The sequence below is a fragment of the Novosphingobium sp. SG754 genome, assembly GCF_013149315.1.
Classification (GTDB): Bacteria; Pseudomonadota; Alphaproteobacteria; order Sphingomonadales; family Sphingomonadaceae; genus Novosphingobium; species Novosphingobium capsulatum.
Genome location: NZ_JABGCC010000002.1, coordinates 390,316 through 405,282 on the forward strand (window position 1 = coordinate 390,316; position 14,967 = coordinate 405,282).

The window sequence follows — 14,967 nt, forward strand, 5'->3', positions numbered from 1 at the left end:
CGCTGCGTCAGGCGCGCAGAGCCAGGCTGATCCGGCACTGCACGCCGGCCGGCGCAAAGTACAGGTCCACGCGGTTGCCACCGGTGCGGGGCAGGGCGCGTTCGATCAGCGTGGTGCCAAAGCCCTTGCGGTCTGGCTGGCGCACGGCTGGGCCGCCGCTTTCATGCCACAACAGTTCGACCCGGTTTTCCGCCGGGATGGTTTGCCAGGTGAGAGACAGATTGCCGCTGTCGCATGACAGCGCGCCATACTTGATCGCGTTGGTCGCCAACTCGTGCAGGATCAGGGCCAGCCCCTGTGCGGCAGCGGGCGCGATTTCGGCGCTGGGGCCCTCCATGGTGATGCGGCCGAACAGATCGACATGCAGCTTCATCACCGCCATCACCGTGAGTGCCACGTCGGCCGGCGCCAAGTGCCCTTCGATCAGTGCCGGCTGCGTTACCGACAGCACGCTCAGCCGGGCCAGGATATCACGGCGTGCAGTGACCATGTCATGCGCATCGCGCAGCGTGGCGGAAACCACCGCCTGGGCCATGGCCAGCGTGTTCTTGATGCGGTGCACGCTTTCTCGCATGATTGTGGCCATGCGCTGTTCGGCGCGCTGCTGCTCGGTCACGTCCACGCCCTGCACGAAAACCCCGTGCACCGCGCCGGCGGCATCGCGCAGCGGCTGATAGGCGAAATCGAGATAGCGCTCTTCCGGCGGCAGGCCCGGCGCCAGTTGCAGCGAGACGAGCGCGCTGCGCCCGATATAGGGCTGCCCGGTGCGGTAAACACCGTCTACCAGGTCGACAAACCCCTGTTCCACCACTTCGGGCAAGGCCTCGCGCAGCGGGAGGCCCAACAGCGGTCGATGCCCGACCAACTGGTTGTAGGCCGCGTTGGCGATTTCGAACACGTGGTCCGGCCCGCGCAGGATGGCGATGAAGCCTGGCGATTGATCGAACAGGTCGCGCATCCGCTCGATTTCGGCCTGCACCTTGTTGGCGCGCATCAGGATGCCTGCCTCGAGGATGGCGGCCCTGCCGGTATCGGCGGTTTGGGTCAGCAGCGCGGTGATGTCGGCGGTGTGCTGCAGGATATAGCGCAACCTGCCGTCCGCGCTCATGATCGGTACGTGCGTCGCGCTCCAATAGCGCATTGTCGGCACTGTCCCCGGATCGCCCACGGCATAAGGGATGAAGGCAATGTGATCGGTTTCATGGGCGCGCTGCACGCGATGGAGCGACTTGCGCAGCAGGCGGTAGCTTTCGCTGTCCGGATCGGCCGGAAAAGCCTCGAACAATGGCAGGCCGACGAAGGTTTCGCGCGGGCGCCCCACGGCCGCGACATAAGCATCGTTGCAACCCGCGATCGTCAGATCGGGTTGGAACAGCACATAGGCATTGGGTGCAGCGCCGATCAGCCCGCCCAGACGGCCGTCGACGATGGTGATCTCGTCGATCGGTTCAAAGGCTGCGTCAGTTGGCGTGTGCGGGCGATCCATGCCGTTTCCTCAACATTGTGCACGGCGGTCCCGCAGCGATGAATCTGCCGCTGTGCAGACGGTTTTGCAGATGTCGTTCCGGGTGATAAAACACCAGATCGGCTTTGTCTGCCGACTTCAGCTTTCGGGCATGCTGTAAAACATTGCAAAGGGATTTTGCGCTATCTCGCTTTGCGCGCAGGCATTGCTAAGGAGGCGGTTGGTCGCCTGGGAATTGCGGGCGCAGAAGGGCCGCCGTGCGCATAGCGATTTTGGAAGATGACGTGGCCTTGGCCGGGTTGGTGGAAATGACCCTGGCCGAGGCGGGGCACAGTTGCGAGGTGTTCGGCGACGGGCAGGTGCTGACGCGCGCCCTGCATCGGACCACCTACGATCTGCTGATTCTCGACTGGAACGTGCCCGGCATGACCGGGCTTGCCATCATCGAATGGACACGCGGCAACCTGGAAGTGCCGCCGCCCGCACTCATGCTCACCAGCCGCTCGGCCGAGGAAGACATCGTGGCCGGGCTTTCTGCCGGCGCAGACGATTATGTGATCAAGCCAGTGGCGCCGGCCGTGCTCAAGGCGCGGGTCAACGCCCTGGTGCGCCGCGCCTATCCTTCGACCAGCCCCATGGTCGAACAGTTTGGCCCCTACAAGTTCGACACGCGCGCCGATACGGTGGAGCTGGAGGGGCAGCCGGTTGCCCTCACGGCCAAGGAATTTGCGCTGGCGCTCCTGCTCTTCCGCAACATGCACCGCGCCTTGTCGCGCGCCTATATCTTCGAGGCGCTGTGGGGCCGCAATCCCGATCTGCCCACGCGCACGCTGGATGCGCATATCTCCAACATCCGCACCAAGCTCAACCTGCGGCCCGGCAATGGCTTCAAGCTGGTGCCGATCTATGCCTATGGATATCGCCTTGAAGCGCTGGCTGGCTGACGCCGTGGCCCGGCCACGCCTTGCGCTTGCGCTCGCGCTTGCGCAGTCGCTGTCGCTGGCGGCGTTCCTGGCGCCTTGCGCCACGCATGCTGCATCGGCGCCCGACAATGCGTTGTTGACGCCCGCCCCGGGTGACATGGTGCGCTACCTCGTGCGGCCCGGTGACAACCTGTTCCGCCTCGCCAGCGACTATCTGATTCGGCCCGAGACCTATCGCACGGTCCAGCAGCTCAACCACGTGGCCGATCCGCTGCGCCTGCCCATTGGCAAGACCCTGTTGATACCGCGCGTGCTGCTCAAGCAGGAAGCGGTGCGCGGCACTGTGTTGAGCTGGCGCGGCGCGGTGCGCATCGATGGCCGGCCGGCGGCCAATGGCATGCCAGTGACCGAGGGCATGCTGCTCGAAACCGGGCAGCGCTCGTTCGTCACCGTCACACTGCCCGATGATACGAGCATCGCGCTGCCATCGCAATCGGCCGTGCGGGTGCGCCGCCTGCGCAAGGTGGTGCTGGATCGGCATGTGGAGCGCCTGTTCGCGATCGAGCGGGGCCGGGCGAGCGCCGCTGTCACGCCGATGACCGATCCGGCCAGCACGTTTCAGTTCGCCACGCCCGGCGCCGTCACCTCGGTGCGCGGCACCCGTTTCCGCATGAGCTACGACGCCGATGCGCACCGTGCGACGAGCGAGGTGCTGGAAGGTAAGGTCGGGTTCGATCCCCAGGGGCGCAGCGCGCAGGTGCTGCCTGCCGGCTTTGGTTCCGCGAGCGATCTGGATGAGCCGATCGCGCTGTTGCCGCCGCCGCTGCTGGCTGATGCGGCAGCCCCGCAAACCGGAGCGGATCTGCGCTTTTCCTGGCAGGCCTTGCCGGGCGCGCGGGCCTATCACCTGCAACTGGCGGCCGATGCCCAGTTCCTCAAAGTGCTGGATGAAACCGTCGTGGCCGGATCTTCGGCGCAATTGGCGGGTCTGCCCGATGGACGCTATTTCGTCCGCGCTACCGCGATCGATGGCCATGGGCTGGAAGGCAAGCCGGCGCTCGCCGAATTCGAGCGGCGGCTGGAAAACAGCCTGCGCCTGTCGGTGGAAGAAAGCTGGAATGGCCCGGTGCGCCAGTATGTGTTCCACTGGGACCCGGCGCATGAAAGCCGCGCCACCTTCCGCTTCCAGTTGGCCAAGCCTGGCCGTGAAGACCGTCCGACGATCGACCGGCCTGGTCTATCCAGCCACGCTTTGGTCGGCCTAGCTCTGGCGCCGGGCCGCTATCGCTGGCGCGTGCTGATGGACGAGATCATCGACGGGCATACCGTGTCCCGCTGGACCGATTATCTGGACGTGCGGATCGAGGCATCCTGGTGAGCTTGGGCCATCAGCTGAAACTGCGCACGCAGTGGTGGCTGATCCTGCTGGCGGCAAGCGTGCTGGTCATCGTGCTGACTGCCGATCGCACGATGCTGCGGCTCGACAATGCATTCTATGATCGCCTGCTGCAACTGGGCGCGCCGGCGCCGGGGCAGTCGGTGCTGATGGTTGAAATCGACGATGACAGCATTGCGCGGCTGGGGCGCTGGCCCTGGAACCGGGGCATCCATGCCGCGCTGATAGACCGGATCAAGGCAGGGCAGCCGCGCGCGATTGCCTATGACGTGCTGTTTACCGAACCGGGCGATCCGGCCGTCGATGCACTGCTGGCCGGCTCGATCGCCGCAGCCCGGCCGATCTTCCTGCCGATGGTGCCGCCCGCGCCCGGTCTTTCCGGTGTGGCCGCGACGCCTGTGCTGCCGATCGCGCCCGTGCGTCAGGCCGCAAGCGGCATCGGCTATGCCACGATCGATCCTGACGCCGATGGTGTGGTGCGGTCCGCTACGGTTGCTGCCGGGCCGGCGCAGCACCTCATGGCCTTGGCCGCGTTGGCTGCCGCCAGCCCGGCAACACCCGCTGATCATCTTGCGATGCCGGTGGGCGCGCGCCTGATTCCGTTCGGCGCTGGCGGCGGGCACTGGCCGGGTGTTTCGGCCGCGGCCGTGCTGGCCGGGCAAGTACCGCCCGAACTGCTGCGGGATCGGGTGGTTCTGGTCGGCGCCACTGCCACGGGGCTCGGCAGCCGCTATCCCACACCCACCGGCAGTGTCATGTCTGGCCTGGAGATCGAAGCCAATCTGGTGAATGGCCTGATCAGCCGCACGATGATCCGCCCGGCCGGCATGCCTGCGCGGATTGGCCTGGGGCTGATGCCACTTCTGGTGCTGATGATCGGTTTGGGCCCATGGCGACGGATGCCGGCCATGGTGGTCTTTGCTCTTTGCGCTGGCGTGGTGGTCGCGATCGCGGCGCTGTGCCTCTTGGTGTGGCGCTTGTGGTTGCCGCCCGGGGCGGCGCTCGCCGGGCTTGCCGTTGCCTATCCCCTGTGGGGCTGGCGGCAGCTTGCCGTGATCGAGCAGTTCATGCGCGTCCAGTTGTTGCGGCTTGAGCAAGAGCCATCGATACTGCCCCGCGTGGCCTTGGTGGGGTCGGTCAGGCACGGTGTCGCCGGCACCATCGCGCTGTTGCATGCGGCCATCGCCCGCAACCGCGAGATGCAGCACTTCGTGGCCGATCGCCTGGACCAGTTGCCCGATGCCACATTGGTGGCCGATCTGCCCGGGCGCATCGTGATGGCCAACGCCGCCGCCCATCGCCTGTTCACCACCTTTGGGCATGCCATTATTCCCGGCGCTACCCAGGCCCAGGCCCTGCTATCGGCGGTGCGCCTGGTTGGCAGCGGCAACCCGGTGCCATTCCCGCCGGAAGCGGAAGAGCCTGCGACACACGAAGTACAGCGCGATCAGGCGCATTTCTACCTGGTGGGCATGGCCCCGCAGACGCAGGCCGATGGCCAGCGTGCCGGCTGGATCATCCGCTTTGTCGACATCAGCGAGTCCAAGGCCGCACAGCGCCAGCGTGACGACGTGGTGCAACTCCTGACGCACGACATGCGCTCGCCTCAGGCCTCCATCCTGGCGGTGCTGGAAACCGCGCCGGCCGATCGCATCGCTCCGGTAGAAGCCAGTGCCATCCGCCATTATGCCGAGCGCACACTGCGCCTGGCCGATGGTTTCGTGCAACTCGCCCGCGCGGAATACCTTGAGTACACGCTGGAAGAGGTCGATCTGGGCGACATGCTGATCGACGCGATCGATGATCTCTGGCCGCAATCGCGCGCCAAGGCGATCGAGATCGTTACCCACGGCGACGAGCAGATGCTGGTGATGGGGGAGCGATCCCTGCTGACGCGCGCGCTGGGCAACGTTATCGGCAATGCCATCAAATACAGTCCCGATGGCACCACCATCACCTGCACGCTGACACGCCAGGTCCGTGCCGACGGCAGCGCTTGGGGTCTGTGCACGATCGCCGATCAGGGCTGCGGCATGGATGAAGATCTGCGCGCACGCATGTTCGAACGATTTGCCCGTGGCCCGGTAGGGCTGGGGCCCAAGACCAGCGGCGCGGGCCTTGGCCTCAGCTTCGTACACACCGTGATGGTGCGCCACCACGGCGTGATTTCCTGCGAGACCGAGCCGGGCAAGGGCACGACGTTCACGCTGGCCCTGCCGATCAAGGATTGAGCGGCTGGACCCCGGCCCATTGCCGGTGTTAGCGTTGACCGCGGCAAGGCCTTCGGGCGAATTCGCATAGGGTGGAGGCGTTCATGCGGTTGGCGATTATGCTGGCGATAGCAATCACGGCTGCCAGCACGCCAGCCTTGGCAAAAGACCTGCCGGTGCCGTTCGTAGGCTGCCGATCAGATGGACAAACCGGACCGCTGGCTGCGCCAAGGAATGATGATGGCCATGCCCCCAAGGTCCCGGCGTCTTTGGCGCCACGGCTGGCCTGGTATGCCAGCAATACCACCGGCGGCGTTCTGGCGCCGCGTGGCTGGCGCTGTTTTGAACTCTATGGCTCCAACGGTTCCGTGCTGATGCTTTCTCCCACGGGGCTTGGCGCCGATCCATTTTCGGCCAAACTGATCGGGCCCGCGATCCAGGTCAGCATCTCGCTGGGCGATACCTCTGGCCGGTTCGAAGCGGCGCGCATTGCGGCCCGCCTGTTTCCCGATCGCAAGGCTTTCGTGGAATCCGTCATAGCGGAGGGTATCGCGCCGCGTCGCCAGTCCCCTTTCGGCCCCTATCCGCATGATCGCATCCTGCGGATAAATCGGAATTATGTGACGTTCGAAACCCCCGCCCGTCGCGAAGGCCTTGGCACCATGACGCGCCTACGTCCATCGGCGGACCCCATCAGGGGGCTGGTGTGGATGGATGCTGACAACAACGCCACCGTGCTTGCGGTGCGGCTCGCGCCGGCACAGCGGAATCTGGCAAACTATATCATCGCCGCGATGATACCGCGATAGCTGTAGGCCTGAATTTGGGACGCGGCGAAGGTAGCGTGATTTTCCCAGGCAGATGTAGTGCTACCGCATTGGGTCCAGGCTTGACACATTGCCGGTCACGGCAAGACGCTTTACGTCGAGAGCATGTTGACCTTGATGATCTGGAGCATTGCGGCTTTTGGCGCCAGTGCATACTGCTTGGCGAACGCCATCGCTGATTTGCGGGCGCGAAATTCGTCTGGGGTGCTTTGGGCTTGGTCAGCGTGGTGGTGTTCTGGGTGGCCCCGGTCCAGACACATCCGATCAATGTCACCTTGCCCGCAGACTAACCTTAGCTGTTTTCGCAACTCCGACTTGCGTCGTGGGGGGCGGCACTGGTGCAGGCGAGGTTCTTGGAATCGCCCGTCACGCAAACATCTGGCAAACCAGCGCCTTGATCCGGTGGAAAGGCAACAGGCAGTGCTTGTCGCCTTGTGTCAGCCGTGCGCCACGAGCCAGGCTGCCACGAGCATGGCGCCCCACAGCGCAGTGTTGAGCACGACAATATAGGCCAGCTTTCGGCCATTGGGTGCTTTCGCGCGCGATGCCTGGGCTTCGTCCGCGCGGGCGTGTGCCCACCCTGTGCTACGCCAATCCGTGCCGTGCCAATCTGTGCTGTGCATGCTTGTAGACACTACCGATACCCCGATCCATCCCCTCCGATTGCCATCGCACATCGGCCCGGCCCGCGCTTGTAAAGGAATGTCAATTTCGGATCATTTGGCCGCGAACATCATCCGATCAGGAGCAGTTTGGATGAGCGCTGCGCCAGCGTGGCCGTTCAGGCCGGTGTTTCCACCAGTTCGGCAATCTCGAACCTGTGGCTTTTCCAGCCGCGCATGCGTGCTGCCTCGCGCGTCGGGGCCTCCTTGCGGCGCGCCTCGGCCAAGGATCGGGTGTGGCCCCAGAATACCTCGGTCTTGCCGTTTTCCAGCTCCGCCACGATCCGCCAGTAATGGGTAAAGCTGTCGGTGGTCGGGCCGATCGTCTTGACGTAGCCATCGGGCATCGTGGCAGTGAGATAGCGGCGTTTCTTCTTCATCGCGGCGGCCTTGTGCCGAAAGCTGCGCGCCACCGCAACCGCCCGGCGCCGGCAAGATCGCCGTCGCTGTGGAACCAGGGCGGGCCGCGCGGCGTAGTGGTCGCAAAGGCAAGCCGCCTGTCACTTCCCAACACGACCGGAACCCCACGATGCGCCCGTTTGCCTGCCCTCAATGCCTGCGCCTCAACCATTTCGAAGTGCGGGTTTGCCCTGCCTGCACTGCAACGCTAGGCTATGACCCAGCGATCGATCGCTTTCGCTATCTGGCGGAAGAGGGCACCACGTGGAAGGATCGCACCGAGACTTCGGCCGATCTGGTGGTCTGCGCCAACAACAACGATTTCGGCATCTGCAACTGGCTGACCACGCGCGATGCGCCGGGCGGCATGTGCCGTGCCTGCCGGCACAACCGCACCATTCCCGATCTGGCCGATTCCGCCGTGCCGCCACTGTGGGCCAAGGTGGAAGAGGCCAAGCGCCGCCTGTTCCACACGCTGATCCGCCTTGGCCTGCCGCTGGAGACCAAGGCAGAGGAAACGCCGGAACGGCAGGGGTTGGCTTTCGATTTCCTCTATGGCGAGCTTGGCGCTGCGGGCAGTGGCCCAAAGATCATCACCGGCCACGACGAAGGCCTGATCACGTTGAACGTGGCCGAAGCCGACGATGCCCATCGCGAGCAGGTCCGCCTCGACATGGGAGAGCCCTATCGTACTTTGCTCGGCCATTTCCGGCACGAGGTGGGGCACCATTTCTGGTCACGCCTGATCGCGACCGCTCCCGCGACACTGGAAGCCTGCCGCGCCCTGTTCGGAGACGAACGCGCCGATTACGGTGCCGCGCTCGCCGCGCACTACGGCGGTGGCGCGCAGCCGTGGACCGAGGACTTCGTCAGCGCCTATGCCACCAGCCACCCGTGGGAGGATTTTGCCGAAACCTTTGCCCACTATCTGCACATCGTCGATGTGCTGGCAACGGCGCGCGGCTTTGATCTGTCGCTAACTGCGTTTGGCGGGCTTGACGGTGACGGCCAGGTGGGGGTGGAGTTCGATCCCTATCGCGCCGATGCCGCCGCGCTGGCGGCGGAAATGGCGCCGGTGTCCTTTGCCATGAACGCGGTGAACCGGGCGATGGGGCAGGCCGACCTCTATCCCTTCCACTTGTCTGACGCGATCATCGCCAAGCTGTCTTTCATCCAGCAAACCGTGGCAGCCGCGCGGGTCAGCTAAAGCCTTTCGCTGCCAGAATGGGCGAGAGCACCTGCTCCATCACGGCATAGCCGGCCTCGGTCGGGTGCACGCCGTCATAGGCGAGGCCCGGCCGCATGCCGCCCGCGCCATCCTGCATCGCGCCGTGGTAATCGACAAAGGTGTGCCCGTGCGTGGCGGCATAGCTGGCCAGCCACTGGTTGATCGCCGCAATCGGGGTCACCGTATCCAGGCCCGGGCGCCAATAATACCGTGCAGCCGGTGGCACCGAGGCCAGCAGCACGGCAATGCCGCTGGCCTTGGCGAGCATGGCCATCGCCGCGAGGTTGTCCTGCGTCTGCTGCAGGGTCATTGGGCCGGTGTTGCCGGCAATGTCGTTCGTACCGGCCATGATGTGCACCGCGCGGGGCTTGAGCGCGATGACGTCGGCCATCATGCGCAGCACCATCTGCGGCGTGGTCTGGCCGCTGATTCCCCGGCACACGCGGCCCTCTGCCGCAAAGAAGGCGGGGTGCTTGTCGGGCCAGCCCTGCGTGATGCTGTCGCCCATGAAGACCAGCTTGACCGGCTTGCCCGTGGCGATCACGCGGGCATTGTCTTGGGCATAGCGGGCGAGCCAGGGAAAATCGGTCAGCCGCCGCCGCTCGTCATCGGTCAATGCCACGGCGGCAGGGGGTGGTACAGGGGTGGGGGAAACGGGTGCCACGGCTTGCGCCGCGCGGGCGGCGGTGCTGACGCCAGCGACACCCAGCGGCGCCGTTGCGATCAAACCCAGGAAGCGGCGGCGATTGGCAGGAATGGTCACAGATAGCGGCTCCAACGGCAGGGCAGGTCGGCCAGCGCCTCGCCAGTGCTGACGCCTTGCGGGCTGATGACAAGATGGGTGCGCTTGGGCGCATAGGCTGGCCATCCCGCGAGTGGCGCGCCGTGTTGCGCCAGCGCGATCCAGTGGGCTTGCAGCGTGCTGCCATCGGCCAGCGGCGTGGCATTGTGGATATAGCCGATGTCCGCACCGTGGAAGCTGCGCGCGCCACCTGGCCCGATATCGAATTCGTACCGCCACACCGGCCAGCCATGCGCGGCCAGGAGATCGGCCATGCGCCCGGTGGGGCAGCGGAACAGAATGTCGGTAGCGATGTGCAAATCGCGGCTGCCCAGGCGTGGGTCTTCGGGCGGATCGGGTTGATCCAGCCGATAGAACGCGCGCACCTGCGCTTCATTGGTGCCAAAGGCCATGGCCACGTTGGCATCGCGATGCGGGCGGCCACCGGGCAGGCCAAATTCCGCGCGATTGGAACCCAGGATCACCGGGCGCGGTGGCGCGCTGGCCAGCAGGGCTTCGGGTACGGCAGGAAGCACGGCGCCATCCACCGTGGCGCGCAGCCACATGAAATCGTCGCTTTCCAGCGCGCTGTCGTGCAGCGCCTTGTCTGCATCGAGCAGGGCATGCGGCGATGCCGTGCGCAGCGGCGCGGCGCTGCCATCGGTGCCCAGTTGGGCGTCGAGCTGGTCACCCAGGCGCAGCGCCTCGGCCAACGGGCGCGACGGCAGGCCAAAGCCAGGGGTGCCGCTTTGCAAGGCGGCGGCCTGGAACAGACCGGGCGTTTGCGGGCTGGCAAGGAGATAGCCCACGTCTTCGGCGCCGGCGCTTTCGCCAAAGATCATGATCCGAGTGGGATCGCCGCCAAAGCGGGCAATATTGGCCTTGATCCAGCGCAGCGCGGCGATCTGGTCCATCAGGCCATAGTTGCCGGTCTTGCCATCGCGCTCTGCCGCCAGCGCGCGGTGCGGTAGAAAGCCAAAGATGCCAAGCCGGTACTGGATGGCCACCAGCACCACGCCATGGCGCGCCAGGTCGCTCAACACCGTGCCACCGGCCGATCCCGCGCGGTTGCTGCCGCCATGGATCCACACCATGACGGGGCGCTTGCCCGCCAGCGCCGGGCTGGCGATATCGAGCGTGAGGCAATCCTCGTTGCCGCGCACATAGTCGGCGTGGTTCCAGCCGTAATCGTTTTGCAGGCATGCTGCGCCTGGCGCGGTGGCGTCGCGCGGGGTCTTCCACACCGGCGCCGGCTGCGGCGGTTGCCAGCGCAGCGGGCCCAGTGGCGGCGCGGCATAGGGCACGGCGCGAAAGCGCGTCACGCCATCGGCGTCGGCCGTGCCGACCACCGGCCCACTTTGCGTCAGCGCGACAGGGTGCCCGGCGCCGGGCGTTGCCCATGCCGGGGCAGCGGCCAGCGCCAGCGCGGCCAGGCCATGCCGCAGCCGCATTACTGCGACAGACCCTGTTGCGCGGCCGGCACGTTCCACCCTTCCAGCGTCACCGCCGCCGCCGTGCCGGCGCTGGCCGGCCAACGCACAGTGATGGTGCGACTTTCGCCCGGCATGACCGCAACATAGTTGTCGCTGTAATAGGCCGGCAGGATGCGCTTGCCAGCCGCATCCACCAGCGTGGCGCGGGTGTTGAGAGCCGGCGTGCTGCTGCTGTTGGTCAGCGTGATGGCCATTTCCCGTTCGCTGCCGCTGTCCTGCGGGGCGCCGGTCTTGATCGCGAGCGGCGCGGCGCCCATGGCATTGAGCGCGCGATAGGCATCCTCGTCCTTGCCGCGCCAATAGACCGTGTCGCTGACCGCCTTGCCGGCACGATCGGTGATCTTGAGGCTGACGAGCACCATCGGCGCCGACGCAAAGATCGTGTCGAGCGGCAGGGGTTTGAGCGTGGTATCGCGGTTGGCCAGCGCGTCGGCACGGTCGCGCCGCGTGAACAGCACCTTGCCGGCCAGGTCTGTTACCGTGCTGGTCACCGTCAGGCCCCTGGCATCGTCCTGCGTGGTGTTGACCAGCACCAGCGCATTGTCGGGCAGGTTGAGCTGCGCGTGCAGCGGCCGGGCGGCACGCTGCGCGCCGTAATAGGCGGCGTGGGTGTCAAAGTCAGAGCTGTAGATTTGCCAGGCGTTCGATGGCCAGGACGGATGGGTCATCCAGAACAGGCGCCCGCTGTTCTTGGTCCAGAGATGGCCCAGGAAACCCTCGATCATGGCCTGGTGGGTTTCCAGGTTCATCATCTGCGCCTTGCGCTCGAAATCGGCAAAGCTGGTGGCCGCGCCGAACCGGCGGTTCAGGCTTTCCATGAACGTCTTGGTGTCGCCGTTGCCGGAGAAATGCCAGTCGTGATAGGCCAGCGTATCGCTCAGCGGCCAGCGATCGGCCTCGGGCACATATTGCGCGATCGCGGCTGCCGTAGCCAGCGAGGGCGTGCCGGTTTCCACCGAAAAGCCGGTGGCCAGATCGGTGAAATAGCCCTGCGGCTGGCGGTAGTTGTAGGGGCCAGAGCCCTGCAGGTTCACCGTGTTGGAACTGCCGGTGTACCAGCGGGTGCCGTCCAGCTTGAACAGCAGATCGTCCAGCCCTTCGTTCAGCGTGGGATAGGGCACCCCTTCGTTGCGGCCGAACCAGATGATGATCGAGGGGTGGTTGCGATAGCGCTTCACCACGTCTTCGGCATTGGCCAGGAACAGCTGCGGGTCTTGCGGCTCCACCTGGAAATTCTGGGTCGATTGCCAGAAATCGTTGAGCACCATCATGCCGTACTCATCGGCCAGGTCATAGAATTCCGGCTCGGTGCTGGTGCCCATCCAGTTGCGGATGATGTTGAGGTGGGCTTCCTTGTGCAGGCGGAAGGCCGGCTCCAGCCGTTCGCGCGAAACGCGCTTCATCGCATCGTCCATGCCCCAGCTGCCGCCGCGCGCGGCGATCTTCACGCCGTTGACGCGGATCGTCAGATGCGGTTCGGGCAGCGTGTCGGCCGCGCCCAGCGCTTGCACACCGGACGAGGTTTCGCCGGCCGGCGTGAGCGATTCCACCCAGCCGCGCGGGGTTTCCTTGATCGCCTCGTGGCGCACGTCGATCAGCTTGGTGCCGGCAAGGCGCCCATCGGTGGGTTGCACGTTGACCCGGCGCAGCGCGCCGGCATGATCCATCAGCGAAAGGTCATAGGAAACCTCGCGAATGCCAAAGCGCGTCTCGGCACGGTCAGACACCGCGCCATCGACCGTGGCGGTGATATGCAGCGGGTGCAAGGCCTGCTCGCCATAGCCGTTGGGCCACCACAGGCGCGGGTTCTTGATGCGCAGTTGCGGGAAATCGGCGGGGGTAAAGCGCACTTCGCCTTCACCGGGGGCAAGCGTGACGCTGCGTTCCACGCTGACATCGTCAAACGCGGCGCGCACCGTCACGGTGCGCGGTGTCGTGCCATCGTTGCGCAGGGGCACGGTAATCAGCACGTCAGCGCTGTCGGTGCGGGGCAGGGGCAGGTCGGTCACCACCTGGCTGTCGAGCAGGCGCACGTCGCCACGGGCGCGCAACTGCACGTCCTGCCACAGCCCGGTGTCACGATCGCGAATGCCCGGGATCCAGTCCCACCCTTCGGTGGCCACGAACGTGGGGCCATCGATGGCGAGTTGGCCGCCGTTTTCGCCCACCCCGGCCGCGATCGACTGCTCGTGCGGAATGCCCGGATGCGGCGGCGGCGAAACCCGCACGGCGATCACGTTTTCGCCGGCCACCGGCACCAGCGTGAATTCGCCGCGGGCAAAGGCGCCCTTGGTCTGCCCCAGCTTCTGCCCGTTGACCCAGATTTCGGCGGCATAGTTGATGCCGTTGAAACGCAGCGCCAGGCGCTTGCCCGCCGCATCCGCCGGCACGGTAAAGCTGGTGCGATACCACCAGTCCTGCCGCGCCAAGCTTTCGGGAATGCGCAGGTTGTTGAGCCCGTAATAGGGATCGGGATAGACCCCGCGATCGACCAGCGTGGTCAGCACCGTGCCTGGCACGGTCGCTGCGCGCCATTGGCCCTTGGGCGTGCCCGGGCGCGAAAGCGTGGGCCCATCGGCACTCGGCACATCGGGCGCGCCAGCCAGTTGCCAGCCGTTGATCCGCCACACGCCATCGGCCAGCGGCTGAACCACGGCGGCAGCCGGCACGGACTTGGCCACCGGTGCGGAGAAGCCGCCTTTGGCCTGGGGCAGTGTCCAGGGATCCTGCTGGCGCCAATAGCCGGTGTTGGCGGTCTTCTGGAATTCCCAACCAACCCCCACGTGCCACATCTGCACCAGATCGAAATCGGGCCGGGTGGCAACCAGCGCCTGCACGGCCGGCAGCGGCAGCGCACCATCCTCGATCCGCGCGTCGACCAGGTCGCCGCCAAAGTGCGGCGCGCCGGGCATGGCAGGGGCGACGGCCAGGCGGGGCGCCAAGGCACCGGCATCGGCCAAGCCGCCGCGCGCCACTTCCTGCCCATCGACATAGAGCGTGGCGCGTTCACCATCCCAGCTGGCGGCCACATGGGTGAACCGCCCGGCGACAATCGCACGGGGCGCCACGATCATCGCCGATCCGATGCGCAGCGCCGGCTTGCCATCGATCAGGGCCAGGCAGCGGCAGGCCGTGGCCGGATCGCCCAGCGACAGCAGCACCACAGTGCCGCTTTGTATGGCCTGCGGGCGCACCCAGGCGGCCAGGGCTGTGGGGGCATGCGGGGCCAGCACCGCAGCCGTAGTCGGCACCTCGCGGGTGATGCCGATGCCGCCTTGCATCAGGGCAGCATTCCACGGGCCGCCGTTGGTCACAGGCGCAGCACCCGCGACCGGGGCCAGCATTCCACCCAGAATCGTGGCAGCAAGCAGGCTTGTGGCAAAACGCATCGAAAATCCCTCTCCTGGTCGGCGCGTCACCCGCTTGGCCGGGTGTTGGCACCAGTGTATGAGATGGCCCGTCGTCGCGGTCGCCAGCCCATCATCGTCGGTTCCTTTCTGACGCAAACCGAATTAATAAGTCAAATTGAATTAATGATTGGGAGAGCGCGATGCATGCGAATTTCGAGGGCGGTAGCGGCCCG

Annotated in this window: 10 protein-coding genes; 5 read left to right on the forward strand and 5 right to left on the reverse strand. The window is 66.0% G+C overall.

Features of this window, described 5'->3' with window-relative positions; translation table 11 throughout:
- Window positions 1–7: 7 nt before the first annotated feature.
- Complete coding sequence (locus tag FHW97_RS06305; RefSeq protein WP_171798412.1) at window positions 8–1,486, reverse strand: sensor histidine kinase; 1,479 nt, start codon at window positions 1,484–1,486, stop codon at window positions 8–10.
- Window positions 1,487–1,722: 236 nt separating this feature from the next.
- Here FHW97_RS06305 and FHW97_RS06310 point away from each other — a divergent pair, with 236 nt between their 5' ends.
- The 4 genes from FHW97_RS06310 (at window position 1,723) to FHW97_RS06325 (ending at window position 6,803) form a co-directional block, all read left to right on the forward strand.
- Window positions 1,723–2,409 (forward strand): response regulator transcription factor, encoded by a 687-nt coding sequence (locus FHW97_RS06310; RefSeq protein WP_171798413.1) that lies wholly within the window; start codon window positions 1,723–1,725, stop codon window positions 2,407–2,409.
- The gene (locus FHW97_RS06315) at window positions 2,378–3,766 is read left to right on the forward strand and encodes a FecR domain-containing protein (protein WP_253941626.1); all 1,389 of its coding nucleotides are present in this window, start codon (window positions 2,378–2,380) and stop codon (window positions 3,764–3,766) included. The genes FHW97_RS06310 and FHW97_RS06315 overlap by 32 nt, the downstream gene beginning before the upstream one ends.
- The gene (locus tag FHW97_RS06320; protein WP_370525328.1) at window positions 3,763–6,015 is read left to right on the forward strand and encodes a CHASE2 domain-containing protein; all 2,253 of its coding nucleotides are present in this window, start codon (window positions 3,763–3,765) and stop codon (window positions 6,013–6,015) included. Before FHW97_RS06315 ends, FHW97_RS06320 begins: the two co-directional genes overlap by 4 nt.
- 83 nt (window positions 6,016–6,098) lie before the next feature.
- Entirely contained in the window at window positions 6,099–6,803 is a 705-nt protein-coding gene (locus tag FHW97_RS06325; protein ID WP_171798414.1) for a hypothetical protein, read from the forward strand.
- A 799-nt stretch (window positions 6,804–7,602) separates the two neighbouring features.
- Here the strand turns inward: FHW97_RS06325 and FHW97_RS06330 are convergent.
- The gene (locus FHW97_RS06330) at window positions 7,603–7,863 is read right to left on the reverse strand and encodes a hypothetical protein (protein WP_062784780.1); all 261 of its coding nucleotides are present in this window, start codon (window positions 7,861–7,863) and stop codon (window positions 7,603–7,605) included.
- A gap of 149 nt (window positions 7,864–8,012) precedes the next feature.
- Between FHW97_RS06330 and FHW97_RS06335 the strand changes: the two genes are divergently transcribed.
- Complete coding sequence (locus tag FHW97_RS06335) at window positions 8,013–9,089, forward strand: putative zinc-binding metallopeptidase (protein WP_171798415.1); 1,077 nt, start codon at window positions 8,013–8,015, stop codon at window positions 9,087–9,089.
- Here the strand turns inward: FHW97_RS06335 and FHW97_RS06340 are convergent.
- Genes FHW97_RS06340 through FHW97_RS06350 form a run of 3 tightly spaced genes read right to left on the reverse strand, consistent with a single transcriptional unit; the run spans window position 9,082 to window position 14,773 of the window.
- Window positions 9,082–9,873, reverse strand: coding sequence for a GDSL-type esterase/lipase family protein (locus FHW97_RS06340; RefSeq protein ID WP_370525327.1), 792 nt, complete (start codon window positions 9,871–9,873; stop codon window positions 9,082–9,084). The two genes, FHW97_RS06335 and FHW97_RS06340, sit on opposite strands and share 8 nt — an antisense overlap.
- Window positions 9,870–11,342 carry a carboxylesterase/lipase family protein gene (locus FHW97_RS06345; protein WP_171798417.1) on the reverse strand — a complete coding sequence of 491 codons (1,473 nt, stop codon included), beginning with the start codon at window positions 11,340–11,342 and terminating at the stop codon, window positions 9,870–9,872. The genes FHW97_RS06340 and FHW97_RS06345 overlap by 4 nt, the downstream gene beginning before the upstream one ends.
- A complete protein-coding gene (locus FHW97_RS06350; RefSeq protein ID WP_171798418.1) occupies window positions 11,342–14,773 on the reverse strand; it encodes a LamG-like jellyroll fold domain-containing protein in 3,432 nt (1,143 codons plus the stop codon). The genes FHW97_RS06345 and FHW97_RS06350 overlap by 1 nt, the downstream gene beginning before the upstream one ends.
- Between the last annotated feature and the right edge of the window lie 194 nt (window positions 14,774–14,967).

What these genes read in the sequence shown, in the direction of transcription:
- FHW97_RS06305 (WP_171798412.1), bottom strand. Translation starts at nt 1,486, where the DNA reads ATGGATCGCCCGCACACGCCAACTGACGCAGCCTTTGAACCGATCGAC.
- FHW97_RS06315 (WP_253941626.1), top strand. Translation starts at nt 2,378, where the DNA reads ATGGATATCGCCTTGAAGCGCTGGCTGGCTGACGCCGTGGCCCGGCCA.
- FHW97_RS06325 (WP_171798414.1), top strand. Translation starts at nt 6,099, where the DNA reads ATGCGGTTGGCGATTATGCTGGCGATAGCAATCACGGCTGCCAGCACG.
- FHW97_RS06330 (WP_062784780.1), bottom strand. Translation starts at nt 7,863, where the DNA reads ATGAAGAAGAAACGCCGCTATCTCACTGCCACGATGCCCGATGGCTAC.
- FHW97_RS06335 (WP_171798415.1), top strand. Translation starts at nt 8,013, where the DNA reads ATGCGCCCGTTTGCCTGCCCTCAATGCCTGCGCCTCAACCATTTCGAA.
- FHW97_RS06345 (WP_171798417.1), bottom strand. Translation starts at nt 11,342, where the DNA reads ATGCGGCTGCGGCATGGCCTGGCCGCGCTGGCGCTGGCCGCTGCCCCG.
- FHW97_RS06350 (WP_171798418.1), bottom strand. Translation starts at nt 14,773, where the DNA reads ATGCGTTTTGCCACAAGCCTGCTTGCTGCCACGATTCTGGGTGGAATG.